General features: G+C 71.8%; 8 protein-coding genes. 1 reads left to right on the top strand and 7 read right to left on the bottom strand.

The features are described 5' to 3' along the window. Window positions 1–188 precede the first annotated feature (188 nt). Window positions 189–1,091, bottom strand: a complete 903-nt coding sequence (locus ACOMD9_RS16095) for a helix-turn-helix transcriptional regulator (protein WP_421416911.1) — start codon at window positions 1,089–1,091, stop codon at window positions 189–191. Window positions 1,092–1,436: 345 nt separating this feature from the next. On the opposite strand from ACOMD9_RS16095, the gene ACOMD9_RS16090 reads away from it, so the two are divergent. Continuing rightward, on the top strand, window positions 1,437–2,633 hold the full coding sequence (locus tag ACOMD9_RS16090) for a BaiN/RdsA family NAD(P)/FAD-dependent oxidoreductase (RefSeq protein ID WP_421416909.1): 1,197 nt from the start codon (window positions 1,437–1,439) through the stop codon (window positions 2,631–2,633). 5 nt (window positions 2,634–2,638) lie between these two features. Here ACOMD9_RS16090 and ACOMD9_RS16085 read toward each other — a convergent pair whose 3' ends face one another. The 6 genes from ACOMD9_RS16085 to ACOMD9_RS16060 are packed head-to-tail and all read right to left on the bottom strand — an operon-like array spanning window position 2,639 to window position 17,795. Further along, window positions 2,639–7,141, bottom strand: coding sequence for an eCIS core domain-containing protein (locus tag ACOMD9_RS16085; RefSeq protein ID WP_421416907.1), 4,503 nt, complete (start codon window positions 7,139–7,141; stop codon window positions 2,639–2,641). Window positions 7,142–7,153: 12 nt separating this feature from the next. Further along, window positions 7,154–11,605: a DUF6519 domain-containing protein gene (locus ACOMD9_RS16080; protein WP_421416904.1), complete on the bottom strand. Its 4,452-nt coding sequence runs from the start codon at window positions 11,603–11,605 to the stop codon at window positions 7,154–7,156. Further along, on the bottom strand, window positions 11,602–13,224 hold the full coding sequence (locus tag ACOMD9_RS16075; RefSeq protein ID WP_421416902.1) for a phage tail protein: 1,623 nt from the start codon (window positions 13,222–13,224) through the stop codon (window positions 11,602–11,604). The genes ACOMD9_RS16080 and ACOMD9_RS16075 overlap by 4 nt, the downstream gene beginning before the upstream one ends. Beyond that, the gene (locus ACOMD9_RS16070) at window positions 13,221–15,989 is read right to left on the bottom strand and encodes a baseplate J/gp47 family protein (protein ID WP_421416899.1); all 2,769 of its coding nucleotides are present in this window, start codon (window positions 15,987–15,989) and stop codon (window positions 13,221–13,223) included. Before ACOMD9_RS16070 ends, ACOMD9_RS16075 begins: the two co-directional genes overlap by 4 nt. Further along, on the bottom strand, window positions 15,986–17,398 hold the full coding sequence (locus tag ACOMD9_RS16065; protein WP_421416896.1) for a hypothetical protein: 1,413 nt from the start codon (window positions 17,396–17,398) through the stop codon (window positions 15,986–15,988). The genes ACOMD9_RS16070 and ACOMD9_RS16065 overlap by 4 nt, the downstream gene beginning before the upstream one ends. Then, complete coding sequence (locus ACOMD9_RS16060; protein ID WP_421416893.1) at window positions 17,391–17,795, bottom strand: GPW/gp25 family protein; 405 nt, start codon at window positions 17,793–17,795, stop codon at window positions 17,391–17,393. Before ACOMD9_RS16060 ends, ACOMD9_RS16065 begins: the two co-directional genes overlap by 8 nt. Between the last annotated feature and the right edge of the window lie 3 nt (window positions 17,796–17,798).

The following is a 17,798-nucleotide window of genomic DNA, read 5'->3' as shown; positions in this document are numbered from 1 at the left end:
AGACCCCAGCCAAGTCACGAAGCCCGTCATGGTGCACCTTGCAAGCCGATTCGATCCGGCCGGGGTCTGACCCCATAGGGATCGCCAGTGCTGTCAGCCTGTCACCGGACCCTATCCAGCATGCAAGCTATGCGCCGCGTAGCGGCGCGGGGATCACGAAAGCGGCTGTCGAGAAAGCGTGGCGGCACTCAACGTGCCAGGCAGGGGGCGTGTTGCCGCATCATGGCGAGACGCCCGTCGAGACTCCCGACCTGATGGCGGGGGCCATCGTCGGTGATGGGCTGAAGCTGGCCATACTGGACGGTCAATGCCTGCCGGTAGGCGGTCGGTGTCCGGCCCACATGCTTCTGGAAGGTGCGCGTGAAGTAGGAGAGGTCGCGGAAGCCGACACTGAAACAGACGTCGGTGACCGAGACCCGGGGGTTGGTCAGCAGGCGCCGTGCCTCGTCGATGCGGCGCCTGAGCAGGAACTCCTGGAAGGTGGTGCCGGTGAGCTTGCGGAACAACCGGCTGAGCTGGAAGGCGCTCAGGCCACAGCGCTCGGCCACCTCGGCCTGGACGATCTTCTGGTGCAGGTGCTGGTCGATGTAGGTGATGGCCAGGTCGAGCCTCGCCTGCTGGTCGCCGGGCGAGGGGAAGCGGATGCGGGCCTCGGGGGGGATCTGGTTGCTCACCTCCATGGCCTGCCGCTCTTCGTTGTGGTGCCGCGACGGGACCCGCAACTGGTAGAGCGCCTTCATCACTTCCATGAACCTGGCGATCTCCACGGGTTGCACGAAGTAGTCCCATACCCGGGTGCGGAAGGCCCATACGGCCAGGCTTTCCGAATGGGCCTGGGTGACCATCAGCAGCGGGACCGAGGCGACCCGTTGCTTGGCCAGGCGCAGGTCCGCCAACCCCTGCAGGTCGGGATAATCGAACTGGTAGCAGGCCGCGATGGGCGGCCGGGCCGTCATGATCGGGAGCGGGTCCTGCCCCGCGCTGACGAGTTCGACACGGTAACCCTGTTGACGCAGGGCACGATGGTAGTCGTTCTCTTGAGTCTCCTGCAGGTTTCGTACCACGACGAGTACATAGTCATGAGCCTTCATGACGAGGATCCCCCTGCTTGTTCCCTGTGCTGCCGGTACCTCGGCGACGCAGCCTGACGTTGTTATGCCTTGTTGCCGCGTGTGAGAGCCGAGATAGGTCGTTTCTGCTTATTTGTAGCGTTTCATTTCAAAATGTAGCTTTCGATGTCATGGTGACGGCAGTAATTGGATAGTGCCTGACGCATGAAATTTCTCATGCTGGCGCATGACCGGCTCTGCCGCTCTGTCCCCCGGGACACCCCCGGTGGGGACACCGCCTGGGCGGAGGCGGCGGGTCGCGACTGGCGGGGCCCGCTCACTCTGGTAGAATCGCCGGCCCTGCTGGACCCGCCATGGTGATGCCGCATGACCCTCCAACCCGATGTCGTGGTGATCGGTGCCGGTGCCGCCGGCCTGATGTGTGCACTGACGGCCGGCTATGCCGGGCGTCGGGTGCTGGTGCTCGACCATGCCAACAAGGCCGGCAGGAAGATCCTGATGTCGGGCGGCGGACGCTGCAACTTCACCAACCTGGCCTCGGGCCCCGCCAATTTCTTCTCCGACAATCCCCGCTTCTGCATCTCGGCGCTCAAGCGCTACCGCCCGGAACACTTCGTCGAACTGGTGGAGCGCCACGGCGTCGAGTACGTGGAGAAGGCGCCGGGCCAGCTGTTCTGCGCCGATTCGGCCAGGGCGCTGCTCGGGGTGCTGCTCACCGAGTGCGACTGGGCCGGCGTCGAGATCCGCCTGAAGACCTCGGTGGACCGGATCGAGCGGCTGGGCGAGGGCATGCGGCTCGAGACCTCGGCAGGACGCATCGACACCGGCGCCGTGGTGGTGGCCACCGGCGGGTTGTCGATCCCCACCATGGGGGCCAGCGGGTTCGGGTACGACGTCGCCCGCCAGTTCGCCCTGGCCGTCACGGAAACCCGTCCCGCCCTGGTGCCCTTCACCCTCACTTCCCGCTGGAAGGAGCGCAGCGCCGAGCTGGCCGGGGTCGCCTGCGACGTCCGGGTGCGGGCATTGCGCGATGGCGAGCCGAGGGGCGACTACCGCGAGCCCATGCTGTTCACCCACCGTGGCCTCTCCGGGCCCGGCATGCTGCAGATATCCAGCCACTGGCAACCCGGCGACGAGCTCGCCATCGACCTGCTGCCCGGGGTCCCGGCCTTCGAGGCACTGGCGGCGGCCCGCCGCGAGACCCCCAGGCGCCAGCTCTCCAGCTGGCTCGCCGAGCGGCTGCCGAAGCGGCTGGCCCAGGCGCTCATCGAATGGCACGGCGGCGACGGCGTGCTGGCCGAGCGCTCCAACGCCGAGCTGTCGCGCTGGGCCGAGCGGCTCAACGACTGGCGCCTCAAGCCCGCCGGCACCGAGGGCTGGCGCACCGCCGAGGTGACCCTGGGCGGGGTCGATACCCGGGCCGTGTCGTCGAAGACCTTCGCCGTCAACGACCTGCCCCAGCTGCGCTTCATCGGCGAGGTGCTCGACGTCACCGGCGAGCTCGGCGGGCACAACTTCCAGTGGGCCTGGGCCAGTGGCGTGGCCTGCGGCAACGCCCTCTAGGTCGATCAACCGGCGGCCTCCAGGATGGCTCGCAGCTGGTCGGCACGGTTGTTGATGAAGGTCAGGTTGGCGTTGCCGCTGCCGCCCTCGCTGTCGTGGTAGGCCGTCATCAGCGCCGCGGCCCGGGCCTCGCCGAAGGGGATGGGGGCGCTGGCGGTGGCATTGTGTTCACGGATCAGCGCCAGGATGGCGGTCGCGTTGCGCCGGCTCGTCGGCAGGGCGTCGATGCTCGCCCTGAGGGCGGCGTCCAGGCTTGCCTCGTTGCGGGCCGGGCGGGGCTCGGCGGTTCCGGGGGTATAGCGTGACTGGATGACCTCGTTCACCGCTTCATGCCGGCCACCGCTGGCACCCTTGACGTGGGCCTGGCAGTCGAAGCTGGCATTGATCCAGTTCTCGGGATGCTTGCCCGGTTGGGCGAGATGCTCGGTGATGCCGGTGACCCGCACCCGGTAGTGGACCCAGAGGTGGCGATCGAGCACCCACCGCTTGACCGTCCGCTCGACCCGTCGCTCGTGGGCCCGGTTCGCCGCGGCGGTGATCGGGTAGAGGTTGCCGGGGCCGCCGTGGCCGCCGATGTTGTGGTTGAGCAGGTGCCCCTTGATGTACTTCGACGGCTCCCGCTGGCGGGGCTCGGTGACCAGCCTGTCCATCACGCCCGACAGGGCACTGTCCCGTGGACCGGCGCCATTGGGTGCATGATCCCTGCCCAGGGGATCGGCCAGCATGGCAATGCCCACGGTATCGCCGCCGGCCCGGCCCTCGGTGTGCTCCACCCGGCTTCTCATCTCGACGCCCGGCGTCCGGGTGGACAGCGGCGTCTCGACTTCCACTTCCTGCGTGCGATCGGCCCTCAGTTCGATGACCACCTCGTCGTCCCGCCGCCGGAAGGCGACCCGTTCCAGGGCGAAGCGGCGCCGGATGGCCTCGAACGACTCGGCGAGGATCCGGGTGTCGCTGCTTTGTTCGGCGGCCAGCAGCACCAGCTGGCGCGCGGCGGCCAGGTCGGCCTGCTCCTCCTCGGCACTGCGCGGCAGGGGGACCGGCGCTTCGGCCAGTGTGCCCAGGGTCAGGGGGCTGGGGTGGCGACCCGGGGCCGCCCCTTCATGCGCCACCAGCAGCGGGGTCAGGTGCCCGGCGAGGGCCTCGAGGGTATCGTTCAGCGCCTGTTGCAGTTCGCCGCGCTGCTCCTCGGGAGCGCTCTCCAGGTCGCGGCGCAGGGAGGCCAGCGAGGCGAGGCGTTCCCGGGCCCGACGAAGGTGGTCGCGCTTGTCGAGGCGTTGCGGGTCGTCCTCGGCGATGTGCAGGCCATCGAGGAAGCGCCCCAGCGGCGTCGGGGTGCTGGCGATGAGCAGCTCGCCGCCGCGACCCCGGAAATAGAGGCTGTGCTCGCGGCCGTCGGCGGCGCGGAAGGTCCGGCGGGCCTCCCACCAGTCGCGTACCGCCGCGACCCCCGAGCGCAGGGCGTCGAGGAAGCCGCGGCCGAGCCGGACGGCGTTGGCGATCAGCCAGTCCAGCGCGGCGGCGACCCGCTCCCTGAGCCCCTCGACCAGTTCACGGATCCGCGAACCGAGCCGCCCCAGGCCGAACTGGTTGGCGAGGAAGCCGATCACCACCGGCACGCCGCTGGCCATGCTCTCCTCGAGCCGCTCGGCGGCGGTGTCGAGCACGCCGCGGGCGATGTCGCCGAGGGTGGCCATCACCGAGTTGAGCATGCGCAGCAGGTCGGCGAGGTAGGCGACGAAGGACTCGATGGCGCGGTAGAGGGCGATCAGGGCATTGATCACCGGGGTGATGCCGGTGGCATCCAGCAGGCCCAGCAGCCAGCGCGAGGCGGTGGTGATGATGGCGCTGTTGATCCACTCGGCGACGCTGCCGAGCACCAGCTCCCAGAGATTGGAGAGGCGTTGCTGCAGCGCCTGCCAGAGGCCGGCAACCCCCTCGGTGACGGCGAGCCTGAGCCACTCGAAGGCCCCGCTGGCGGTGCGCGCCACCGCACGCAACCGCTCGGTCAGGGGCTCCCCCAGGTGCTCGCCGATGCGCGTCCATAGGCTGTCCAGGGTCAGCCCCATCAGCTGGAAGACGAAGTCGAGGATGGAGCGGAAGCTGGTCAGGTCCGGTGGGGTGATGTCGGCCTCCTCGAGCTGGCCGAACAGCCAGCCGGTGACGCCCCGGTAGAGGTGCTGGAAGATGTTGCCGAAGAAGCGGTTGACCCCCTGCCACAGCGAGCGCAGGAAGTTGCCCAGGAAGCCCACCGGGTCGCGCAGGATATCGCCGAAGGCGCGGGCCGCGTTGGCCACCAGCTGGGTGACCAGCTCCGCGGGCAGCCCGATCAGCCCGAGCATGGCGCTGAAGAAGCGCCACAGGGCACCGCCCAGGTCGCCGTCGACGAAGACCTGGCGCAGGATCTGCAGTGCCGTCTGACGCACCCGGTCCCAGATCTCGCCCGCCTCGGCGAGCTGGCGGAACAGCGGGATACGCCCGAGGATCTGCTCGATGAAGAAGCGCTTGAGGCTCTCCTTGATGCATCCGGGCAGGGCCCACCACAGCGGGCCGAGCAGGAAGTCGGGCAGGTGGCGCAGCAGGTCGCCCACCACCGTCAACAGGCGTTGCAGGGCGTCGAGCACCGGGCGGAGGAAGGCCGAGAGGTGCACCAGGCCGTCGCCGAGGCTGGCGAACAGCCGCTGTACCCCGTCCATGGCCCAGTCGCCGAGGCGATCCAGGGCGTCACCGAGCCAGCCGAACACGCCCTGGATGGGGCGCAGCAGTGCCTGCCGGGCCAGGCCGGCGAGGAAGCCCTGGCCCTCGAGCACCAGGATGCCGACCCGGGTGGCGAGCCACTGGCCGGTGACCAGCAGGCGGGTGCGCAGCTGCTGGATGCGCTCGAGCAGCGCCGGCAGGATCTCCTCGCGCAGGCTTGCCTGCTGCTCCGCGGCGTCGCCGCCTTCGCCGGGGTCGAGGTTGTCGGCCATCTCGGCGGCACTCTGCAGCCAGTCGTCGAGACGCTCGCGCAACTCGGCGATGGCCTCGAGGGGCAGGAGTTTGCGAATGCGGCCGACCAGCCGGCCGACGGGGGCGATCACCGGGTCGAGTTCCCGGCGGATCAGCTGCCAGGCGTCCTCGGCCCTGTCCCGGATCCACTGTACCAGCCCGCCGCTGCTGTTGCCGCCGTCGCCGCCGATGCCGAGCCTGGCCTTGAGCCAGCCCCAGGCATCACTGACCACGGCGCTCAGGGGCTCCACCACCGGGCGGCACCAGTCCCAGATCTGCCGGCCGAACGCCTGCAGGCCCTCCCAGGCGGCGCCGGCCACCCGGCCCACCCAGTCGACCAGGGGGGCGCCGCAGCGCTCCCAGAGCCCGCTGAAGAACGCCCCCACCGGGCGGAAGAAGTCGGCCAGGGCCTCGAAGGCATCCCGTCCCAGTGCCACGGCGAGGTCGCGCAGCTGACGCAGGGCGGCGAACAGAGGCTGGCAGTCGCCCTGGGCCAGGCCGACGACGATGGCGCTCATGCGCGAGACCAGTGCGGCGAAACCGCTGAAGAGCCGTGCCAGCGGCTCGGCGTGGTGCTCCAGGCCGCCGAACAGCGGCGCCACCATGCGTCCCACCCGTTCGCGGACGATGCCGAAGAGGCCGCCGTCGCGGGCCTGCTCGATCAGGTTCAGCAGGGGACGCGGGGCCACGCGTCGCACGATGCCCCAGGCAGCGTCACGGCCGCGTTCCACCACCCCGGAGACCAGCTCGCCGCCACGCTCGCGAATGCCGCTGACGGCGCCGCCCACCCGGTCACGGAAGGCATCGAGGCGGCTGCACTGGATGCGTTCGGGACTGCGTCGGAGGGTGGGTGACGGGGACTCGGCATGCGGCGTGGCGGCCCCCTGCTGGATCACATGGGTGAGCTCGTGGGCGAGCAGGTGACGTCCCGCCCGGGTATGGGGCTGCCAGGCGCCCGGGGCGAAGACCAGGTGCTCTCCCCAGGTGTAGGCGTGGGCGCCGAGCTCACGGGCGGTGTCGGCGGCGGCGGGATCGGTGTGCACCCGTACCGCGGAGAAGTCGTGGCCCAGGCGCCCGTCGAAGAAGCGCCGGCTGGCCGCGGGCAGGGGGCGTCCCCCGTGCTGCAGGTTGCGGATACGTTGCCACAGCCCGGGGTGCGGTGTGCCGCCTGGGGAGGGCGTCTCGCCGGCGTCGGCTGCCTGGCGCGCCGGGTGCGGTGCCGCGGCCGGTTGTGGCGGGGAGGTGAACGGGGCGTCGCCGCGTATCACCCGGTCGGCGACGGCCTCCGCCTGGCGCTCCTGGGGATCATCGACGCTGCCCACCGGCAGCGGGGTGCTGCCGGCCTGGCCGCTGGCCTTGCGCTGCAGGGTCGGGGAGGCGGATGTCGCCCGTGCCGTGCCCAGCACCGCCTGCACCCCCTCCGCCGGCGGCCGTCGCAGGGCCGCGGGGCGCCGCGTGGTACTCCGCCCCCGCGGTTCGGGTGCGGCTCGGCGGGGCGGGGCGAGACGGGCGTGTTCCATGGGAGATCACGCTCAGCGCGGCCGGGGGTTGAGGCGCAGCCGAGCCGACTCGACGAGCTGGTCGGCCTGGGGGCGTGACAGGCCGGTGGTACGGGTCAGCTGCTGGGCATCGAGCTCGGCCAGGTCGCCCAGGGTCAGCACGCCCTGCTCGCGTAGCGCCCTGGCGGCCTGGACGTCGAGCTCCTCGAGCCCCTCGAGGGGCCGCAAGCGCTCGGTCTCGACACGCAGTGCGTCGAGGGCGTCGGTGGAGCTGGCGAGCTGGGATTGCAGCTGCGCGAGGCTGTCCTGCAGCTCGACGCGCTCGGTGCGCAGCTGGGTCAGCTGCTCGCCCAGCTCGGCGACTTCCTGGGTGCTGCTCTGGCGCTGCTGCTCGAGCTGGCCGAGCGCCTGCTGAAGGTCGCCGAGCTCGCGGACCGCCTGCTTGCGGGCCTCCAGCCGTTCCAGGTCGGCGTCCACGCCCTGCAGGTCGGTGAGCTGCTCGCGACGCCCGGCCAGGTCGTCCAGGGAGTGCTCGATCTCGCCCAGTTCGCCCAGCGCTGCCTTGCGCCGTTCCAGCTCGGCCAGCCGTGTGGCATCCGGCACCGCGGTATCGGGTTCCAGGGCGTAGAACTTCACCCGCCCCTGCTCCTCGATGACGGTGACCCGGCTGCCCTCGGGGATGCGCTCCGGGGTCGCGGTGAAGCGGCGAATGTACTCGCCGGAACGGGCGGGGTCGTAGGGCTCCACCCGGGCCTCGATCCGGTGGGCCTCCAGCTGGCCCAGCGCCTCCTCGGTGGGCAGGTCACGATAGGCCTGGCGGCTCACCGTCGCCTGCTTCGCCCGGGGCGCCTGGCCGCGGTTGAGCAGGCCGTCCCGGGCCAGGCCGGTGGCCAGGCTCAGTTCCTGCTGGCGGGCACGCAACAGTTGCGGCGGGTCGGCCCGCTGCAGGGTGGCGGCCAGGCGGTGGTAGGTGCCCGCCTTGAGCGGGGCGCGGCTCACCTCGGTGTCGGCGCCCTGGCCGGCCAGCCGGGTCTCGAACCAGTCGGGCAGGATGGCGCAGCAGAGCCGTTGCACCGCCTGGCGGATGCCCGGCAGCACCGGCACCAGCGACAGCCAGTATTCCAGCTTGGGGAAGGTCTTGACGTGGCGCCGCCGGGAGAAGTTGCAGATGTGGTAGACCTCGTGGTCGCGGATCTCGACCTTGGCCAGCCAGATCCGCTCGTCGCCCTCGCACTCGGGGCAGCGGGTCAGCAGCAGGTGGCAGAAGCAGTCCTTGAGGTTCTGCACCAGGTTGCCGAACAGGCCGATGAAGGCCTGCAGCACCTCGCGGCGGTACGCCCTGAGCGGGGCGAAGGCGCCCGGTTCGGGGGCGAGCTCGTCGCGGGGAATCCAGGTGATGGTGTTGCTGGCGAAGTTGAGCACCTGGAGGTCGCCACGGCCGTCGATGCAGAAGTCGCAGGGCATCAGCTGCACCGGGATGTACTCGCCGAGCGGCTTGCCATTGCGATAGCGGCCCACCCGGAACTCGTCCTCCAGGCTGACCAGCAGGGCCTCCTCGTCGGCGTGGTAGTGCAGGCGCAGGCGGGTGTCGGCCAGGCCCAGGGCGGCCGGCCTGGGCCTGGCCTGCCCGGTCCAGGGGGCGGCGTAGCGCCAGACATGCTTCTCCTGCCGGCCGTCGATGGCGATGAAGAGCTCGTGGTCATCCGGGCTCTCGGCGAGTCGCTCCCCGGTGGGCCGCGGGCCCACGGCGATGCCGTCGCTGCCGGACGTGTCGGCCTGCTGCTCGGTCAGGTCGAGGGTGTGCACCCGTTCGGGGCGCGTGATGCGCCCGCCGAGGCGGATGCAGAGCACCCGGTCGTAGCGCCCCTCGGGCCACTCCCCCTCGTCGGGGCTGGCGGTGGCGTAGAGCCACTCGCCATCGGGCGTGATGGCCAGGTGGCCGGCGGCGTTGAAGGCCAGGGCCGGCGCGGGGATCTGCTTCTCCTCGCCGAACAGTTCCGCCAGGTTGAGCACGAAGAGACCGCTGCCCAGGCCGATGGCCAGCAGCAGGCGCGGCTGGTCGCCGACGAAGCGCAGCTCGGTGATGCGCATCCCGCAGAGCACGGCGCTGGTCTCCCAGTGCAGGCCGTTACCCTCCACCCGGGCTCGGCTGAGAATGCTGTCGGTACCGTTGATGTCGGCGGCCACGTAGAACAGCCGCCCGTCCGGACTGAAGGCGCCCGCGGTGAGGTTGGCGCCCTCGGCGGAGGGGACCTGGCTGACCGCCGCCAGGCGACCCTCCCCGGCGTGGTAGAGGTTGACCTGGCTGCTGGCTCCGCCGAGGCTGGCCAGCAGGTCGCCGTCGGGCTGGCGCACCAGGGTGTCGTGGTGGTGCTTGCCGAACCAGGTGGTCATCCCGGTCTCGAGGGGATAGTCCGGGAAGTCGTGGCCGCGGAACATGCCGCAGAAGGTGCGGCTCTGCAGGATCTCGCGGAGGTGCAGGTAGAAGTCGCGCAGCAGCTCGTGCTCCTTGCGCGAGAGGAAGACCCGCTCGCCATGGGGGCGGTAGAGCAGCTCGGCGAGCAGGTTCATCAGGGTGGTGACGCGCTTGCGCTGGGGCGAGACCAGGGTGTCGCCCCGCTCCGCCTCCTCGATGCTGTCGTCGCCCAGCACCTCCAGCTCACCGCGCACGGCGTCGATCACTCCCTTGAGGCAGTCGTTGTAGAAGTCCAGCCACAGCTGGCCCTGCCACCAGGGGCTGTCGTTGTCGGCGGGGGGCTCGGTGGCGACGGCGAGCCGCGGCTCGCCGTCGTCGTCCAGTTCCACGTAGAGGTAGACCTGGCCGCTGCCATCCTCCAGGACGCTCTCGTCGAGGCCCTCCAGGGCCGCCATCACGTCCAGGAAGCGGCGCTCCTCGATCACGATGTCGCGGCCCTCGCAGTCCAGGGCGTGGCCGGGAGTGACCCTCACCCGGCGGTGGTGCAACCGGCCGTCGTTGTCGGGCAGCACCTCGCCGCCGCACTCGGCGATCAGGCCGCAGACCACGCCCCAGCCATGCAGCTGGCGATGGTGCCAGCTCAGGTCGCGCTGCCGGCAGAGATGATCCAGGGCCTGTTCGACGCTGCGCACGCCGGGCAGCTCGCAGGCGTCGTTGCGGTAGCAGACATCGCCGGCATCGATATCGGTCAGCGGCGGGAACTCGAGCGCTCGGCAGGCGCCGTCGGGGTCGGGTGAAAAGGCCGTGATCTCGCCTTCGGCATCCACCTCGACCTGGCCCAGCAGCCAGTAGTGGTGCGCCACCCCGACGGGGAGTGACTCCTCGAGCAGGGTGTCGCCGGCGGCGTGCTCGACCTGGCGGACCGTGGCCAGCCAGTAGTCGCCGGCCACCGCCAGGGGGGCGTCCAGCTGCAGCGAGAGCACCAGCTGGTCGAGGTGGATCTCGCAGCGATGCTCGGGGCCCCCGGTGATGTCGACACGGCCGTGGGCGCCCTCGCCGTGGCCGGTGGAGAGGGGGGTGCCGCGGTCGGCGCCCTCGGCCAGCTGCCACTGGCCCGCCTCGCGGGTGAGGCGGGCATGGCCGTCCCAGCGGCGCACCAGCGAGCGGTCGGGGGCCGACGCCGGGGCGTGGCCGACGGTCAGCACGCCGCGCTCGGGCTCGAACCCCGGCATCAGGTGATGGCCGAGGTGGCGTTCGCTGCGCATCCGCTCCTCGGGGCCGGCGAAGTACTCGTAGCTCCACCGGTCGGAAGCGAAGCCCGGCGGCAGGCTGTCGACCCGATAGGCCTCGGCGCCGTTCTCCCGGGACCACTTGAGGGTCAGCCCGGTGACCTCGGGGACGGGGTCGTCCGACCAGCTCACCTCGTGCACCTCGACCCGGAACAGGAAGTTGCCCACGTCCTCGGGCAGCGCCAGCTCCTCGGCACAGGGGTCGCAGGGATCGTCCAGGGTGGTGCCCTGGCGCACCGAGAGGCCGAGCGGGATGTTGCCCCGCGGCGGGTTCAGTGCCGGGTCGCGCGGGTCGAGGTCGACCGGGCAGGCCTTCACCTGGGCCATGGTCTGGCTGCGGGTGCAGGTGTCGGCGCCGTGCAGGCCCGGGTCCATCAGGTCGGGCGACTCGAGCTGGGTGACGCTGCGCTCCCAGACGTCGAGATAGAGGCGGTGGCTGCCCTCGGCCAGCGGCGGCACGCCGGGCAGGTCGGCCTGACGCTCGAAGCGCAGGGGAGGCGGCAGCGAGGGGTCGTCCGGTACCACCCGGGCGGGGATGCCGTCGACATAGACGTGTCCCCAGCGCAGGGCGTAGCCGTCGTCGCCGATGCGCCTCACCAGGCCGCGGGCCCGGGGGCTGCCCTCGCCGACGATGTCGGCCAGGGTGTCGACCAGGCGATGGCGCACCAGCTCGTCGAGCTCGTTCCAGTCGGCATCGGTGATCATCCGGCCCATCTGCTGCTGGACCCCGGAGTAGCGGTCTGCCGGGTCGAAGCGGTGGCGTGAGATCTGGGTCTTCATGAGCGGTCCTTTCCGATGGCGTCCGGCAGCCGGGCCAGGGCAGCGTCGGGGATGACCGCCGCCCGCTGGCCGACCGCGAGTGAGTCCTGAAGCTTCTCGACCACCGCCTCCAGGCGCCGGGCGATCTGCAGGAAGTGGTAGGCACCGGGCTCGGTGGCGTCCTCGGCGCGGTAGCGCACCCGGCTGTCGCAGGCCGGGTGGAGCACCCCACAGCCCGGCTCGCCGAAGGTCTCGCTGAACATCACCACCGGGGCCCGGGTGTTGTGATGGCGGCGCTGCAGGTCGTCCGGCACCTGGTCGGGGAGGATGCTGCTGTAGCGCACGCAGAGCGGTGCCGGCGGCAGCGCGTTGGTGTCGTCCTTGCGCAGCGGGCAGCGGAAGATGCAGTCGCTGGCGTCCAGTGCCTCGACCAGGCAGCTGCCGAGCACCGTGACGTACTCCAGCCGGGTCAGGCTGCGGGCGCTGCGCAGGTGGTCGAACAGGCAGTCGCGCGCCTCGATGACCGGTTCGTCCATGTCGATGCTGTGGACCCGCACCTGGCGCAGGGCACAGCGCTCGAGTTCGAGCCGGCCGCTGTCCGCCTCCAGCCGGTTGACCACGATCAGGTCCTCGAAGCGCCAGCGCCTGGGGTCGGCGGGGCCGACCCCGGTCTCCGGCACCTGGCCGAGCATGAAGACGCCCTGGACCTCCACCCTCTGCCGTTCGGGGTGGCGGTTGGCGAAGACCAGGGTGCGGTCGAGGCGACAGTAGAAGGCGACGTGCTCGAGGAAACGCTCGCTGGGCAGTTCGAGGTCGTCGAGCCACTGCTGGCGCCAGCGCACCCTGACCCGGTGGCGCTGGAAGAACCCCTCGGGCTGCATGACGTGCAGCAGCAGTCGGCGCGGGTGGGCGTGGCCGACACGCCAGTCGGGCTCGCGCAGGTCCGGGGTCCGGCGGCTGACGTCGTCGAAGCCGGCGCCGTGGAAGCGACCCTGCGGGTCGATGCGCTGGTGATGGCAGGGAATCCCGTGAGGGCTGTGCTGGCGCCAGCGGAACTCCTGGCCATGCAGCCGGCTGATCTGGCCCAGGGGGCTGCGGCCGGGGTCGGCCACGGCCTGGCTGGCGCAGCGGAAGTCGGGCGTCACCGCGGGCAGGCCGGGGTGGCGCGCGATGACGGCAGGATGCTCGGCCGGCAGGGGTTCCGCCAGGCCATGGCAGGATTCCGGCAGCAGCGGGGCATCGAGCCGCGGGGTCATCGCCAGGCGCTGCCAGCCCTCCTGGACCACCACCTCCCACTGGCCCACCGCCTCGGCGATCTCGTCCACGGCGGCCAGGGTGCCGCCACGCTGGCGCCAGCGGATCGCCTGCATCACCTCGGCCCGGCGCCCCGCCTCCAGGGGCGAGACCAGGCGTGCGTCCAGCAGTTCGGCGAAATAGGGCAGCAGCCAGGCCTGGCTGGCCGGGCCGTCGTCCTCGGGGTGGTCGGGAAAGTTGTCCCGATGGTACTGCTGCAGGGTGGCATGCAGCCGGTCGAGCAGCTCGTCGGCGGCGCCCAGCAGCCGCTGGGTGTGATGGTGGGTGTCGCGCTGGCGGACATGCGCCGGCAGCAGGTCGAAGAGTCGCAGCTGGCGTCGAGTCACGGGGCACCTCCGGCGGTGATCTGTGGCGGCGCCAGGGCGACGTCGAGATAGACGAGCTGGTCCGGGCGCGGCGAGATGCGGCGCAGGCTGCCGTCGCCGGCGGTGAAGCGGTGGGCGGGCGCACCGGGCTCGCCGCGGTCGTTGCGAAAGCCGTGGGGGTTGATGCGGCAGCCGACGTGCTCGACCCCCGGGACCGACTCCATCAGTGCCAGCAGGGTGGAGCGGTAGAGCGGGGCCCCGAGCCGCATTCGCTCCAGCGAGAGGGTCGCCAGCAGCGTCTCCTCGACCCGGGCAACCACCTCTTCGGTGGCGTAGGCCGCCGTATCGACGCCCAGTTGCACCTCCAGCTCGAGCAGCAGCCCCTCGTAGCGACGGATGGCGACCGCCATTCCGGGGCTGGCATGACGCGTCAGGGTGCGGGCCAGGTCCTCGGCGAGTTCGCCCAGGTCGCCGCCGCCGGCCGGCACCACGGTGATCTCGATGCAGTCGCTGGCACCGGGGCGGTTGCGCAGCGGCCGGGCATGGGCCTGCCAGACGCCGGCATGCCGGCGGGCCAGGGCCTGGAAGTCGCGCACCGACACGGCCCGGCCCAGGGTGAGCACCGAGGCCGGCGCCTGCTCCCTCAGCGCCTCGCCGGGCTCGTGCTGGCTGCCGCCGACGGCGGGCAGGGGCTGGCGGACGCCGTCGAGCCGCTCGTGGGCCCGCGCCAGCGTCTCCAGGCTGCCGGCGGGCAGGTTGCCGGCCAGGCCGTTGCCGAGACGGGTGCGGAGCGTGACGTTGTTGCGGCCGGTGGGCAGCCGCTGGCCATGGCGGCCATCACCGAAGCCGATCCAGGCCTCGCCGTCCTCGTCGAGGCGCACTTCGAAGTGGGTGTCGGTGGGCGAGGCGCGCTGCAGGTCATCGACCTGGGTCCACTCGCGTCCCTCCACGAACACCCGTACCGCGGCCCGCACGCCGCTGGTGAAGCCGCTGTCGCGCACGAAGGCCAGGCCGCGCCTGCGACAGGGGAAGCGCTGGCCGGCCAGGCTGCGATCGCCGCTGCCGATCACCACGGGGTCACGGCTCTCGCCATGGCCGGCGCGCACCAGGTTGCCGTGGAGGTGGCTGCCGCTGCGCGGGAAGTCGGCGACCGGCTGGGGCGGGCGCAGGGTGAGCCGTGCCGTGCCCGCGTCGGGCTGGTAGTCGACGCCGACCAGGCTGACCGGCACCCGGCGCTCGGGACCGCAGAGCAGCAGCGTGCGGCCCGGGGCGAGGGCGGCCACCGGGGCCTCGAGGCCCACCGTCACCCGGCTGCCCAGGCCCTGGCCATCCTGCTCGAGAAACAGCGAGGTCGCGTTGTGGAAGCGCCGGGCGTCCTTCAGGGTGTGGCGGTAGCGCCCCTCGATACGCTGCCAGGCCCGGTCGGGGAGGTCCGTCACCGCCAGGTCGAAGCCCTGGTCGTCGGCCTCCACGGAGACGACACGGCGGCTGTAGCGCTGCCCGTCCGTGTCCACCAGCTGCAGCCACTGTCCCGGGGCGAGGCTGCCCGGCGAGCCGGCGAAGTGCAGCGCCGTCGGCAGCGTCTCGATGACCCGGCAGCAGGGCTCGCCATGGGCCGGCAGGAAGTGGGCCCGCTGCATGCTGCCGGCAGTGCGATAGCGGTAGCTGGGCTGACCATCCTCGCTGTGCACCCGGGTGGAGCGGCTGGCGAGGTTCTCGTCCCAGACGCGGTGGTGCCCCATCGGCAGGGGCAGCACGAAGCGCAGGCTGCCGTCGACCTCGATGGGGTCGGTCGACTGGGTACGCAGCAGCTCGGCCCCGGCGGGGGGGAGGGTGCCGGCCAGGCGCAGTCGTCTGCCGTCCACCGCCTCGACCCGCACGGCCCGGTAGCCGCTGCCGTCGGCATAGGCGAGGACCTCGCCGGCCTGGAGGCCGGTGGCGGTGTCGACACCGATCACGCCCGCGCCGTTGAGGGACGCCGGCTGGTGCCAGCGGGGCTGCAGCTGCAGGCTGAGGTCGGCCAGGGGCAGCGTGAGGGTCTCGCCGGTCGCCTCCAGGGCGGTCAGCGTCAGCGCGCCGGGAGCCAGGTGGTCGACCCGTACCGCCAGCCCCAGGTCACCGGCCGTGAGCAGGCCGGCATCGCCGATGGCCAGGTCCGGGGGCAGGGACTCGAAGCTCAGCCCCAGGGTGCCGACCGGGGGCAGGGTCAGCACCGCCGGCGAGTGGTCGTGGTCCGGGGCGCGCAGCAGGTTGAGGCGCGGGTCGACGTCCAGGGCGTCCAGGGTCTCGAAGGTCAGCGGGTCGCTGCCGTCGTCGGGATCGTTCTGCACCGCCACCCCTGCCTCGACGCGGCCGCCCGGGGTGCCTTCACGCGCCAGCAGGGCCAGCCAGGTCTCGGCGGAGCCCGGCGGGGCCGGCTGGTAGTCGAGCATGGCAACCAGGCGGCGCAGGTTGTCCCACTGGGTCGCGGTGCCCAGGAAGCGTTCATTGGCGTAGGCGTTGGTGGTGCGGGCCAGCACGTGCACGGCCCGGGCCAGGGCGCGCAGCAGCTCCCAGGCATGGTCCCGTCGCGGCCCCTGGTACTGCTCGAGCAGCCGCTGGTGCCAGTCATGGAGGCTGGCGTCGTTGGCCGGGTCGCCGAGCCAGCGCTGCACGTCCCGGTCATCCGGGAAGCGGGCGCGCAGGCTCTCGCGCAGCGTCTCGAGATAGGTGGCGGCGTTGCCGTCCACGTAGTCGAGCCGCGTCAGGCCGGCACGATTCCAGCGCGTCAGGTCGGGAGGCGTCATCCGCGTTGCCCTCCATGCAGCTTGAGGGTCCAGTAGCCGAACTGGGGCGATGCGAGACGGTTGTCGCAGCGCGCGATCTGCCGGCTCGAGAGGGAGATCACGCCGCTGCCCGAGGCGTCGGGATGGCGTGCGCCGACCCTCTTGAAGCGGTTGAGGCAGACCGTCTCGACGCCGTCGATGGCCATCAGCCAGGCCACCAGGTCGCTGGCATGCAGGTCCTCACCGAAGGCCAGCCGCCCGGGGGCGAAGTAGCCCGCCGGTCCGGTGCCCAGGCGTTCGGCCACCCGGTCGGCGACCTCGGAGTGGAAATGGTGGGGCGCGAGGCGCAGCGATAGGGCCAGGCGGATGCCCACCGGGACGGCGTCCTGGAGCCACACCTCCTGGCCGGCCAGGCGCTGTCGCTCCAGCAGGGGGCGCAGCAGGGTACGGCCGGTGGGGGCGAGGCTCCAGTCCACCGGCGGCAGCCCCTCGCGCCAGTGGAACCGGTCGATGCTCGCCTGCAGGTCGGCGAAGGCCTCGAGCGGAAGCGAGGTCTCCGGCGTGGCCTCGAGGGTGAGGTTGCCGACCAGCACCAGGGTCGCGAGCATGGTGTGCCAGGAACCGGTCCAGCGCTGTTCGGCGGTGGCGCGCAGCACCAGGGGATGCCCCTCGAGCTGGTGGCGGTAGTCGTCCAGGGTGACCATGCGGCGATTGCGGTGCACGGCGGCCGGCCCCTTGCGGCGCGCCGCCTCCATGTCGGCGGGGTGGTCGCGCCAGTGCCGCTCCAGGGCCTCGACGGCGAAGCGGCGATGAGCGCGTTGCTCCAGGTCGAGGGCGTCGTCCAGGCTCTCGGCGTCATAGCCCAGCAGCGCCAGGAAGTGGCGCTCGGTGTCACGATCGGCCAGCGAGGGTTGCGGCCCCAGGGCCTCGGCGTCGTGTCCCAGCCGTACCAGCAGTCGCCGCAGGTTGTCGGGCTCCAACAGGTCGAGGGGCAGCCCTTCCGCGACCCGCCCCTGGTGGGCGAGCAGGTGGGTCACCAGGGCCGGGTCGGACCAGCGGGGACGGTACTCCTCGCGCAGGGCGTCGTAGCCGATCAGGGTCAGCAGTCGCCGCAGGCTGTCGGGGCGCCGGGCCGAGTCGAGGAAGGCCTCGGCATGCACCCGGTCGAGGCTGTCGGAGAGCTGGTCGAGGACCACCGCCATGGCCTCGACCAGGATCACCTCGAGGTCGGCCGGCGACCAGTGGCGGCGCTCGGGGAAACGGCCGGCCAGCTCCTCCATGAGGAAGAGACGGAAGGCGTCGTAGTCGCGGGTCTGCCAGTCGAAGTCGTCACCGATCTCCGGCAGCGGCGGCGGCAGCTCGGTGAGCCGTCGGCCGCAGTCCTGGCAGCCGGGGGCGAAGTGCAGACGGGGCAGCGGGGCCTCAGCCATGGCGGGTGCCTCCGGTGAGTTCGAACTCCAGGGTCTCGCTGTGGTTCAGGGCGGCGAGACGGTAGCGGATCAGGATCAGCAGCCGCTCGGTGGCATCGGGGTCGGCGGCCACCTCCACCTCCAGTTCGCGGGCGTCGATCTCGCCGGCCAGGGCCTCGGCGAGGCTGCTCTGCAGCCGCTGGCGGGTGACCTGCCACAGGGTCGAGCTCTGCGGCTCGAATACCAGGCGGCGGATGCCGGCACCGAACTCGGGGCGGAACCAGCGCTCGCCCGGGTCGGTGAACAGCACCTGCTCGATCTGGTGGCGCACGTGCTCGATGCGGCTGCAGGTGGTGCCGCCCTCGGGCCCGAGCCGCAGCGGGAAATCGAGGTAGTGGGCCTGGTTCAACCGACTCATGGC

The organism is Halomonas terrestris, assembly GCF_049166755.1.
GTDB lineage: Bacteria > Pseudomonadota > Gammaproteobacteria > Pseudomonadales > Halomonadaceae > Halomonas.
Note: the sequence above shows the minus strand (reverse complement) of the source record. Positions and strands in the feature narration are given on the sequence as shown.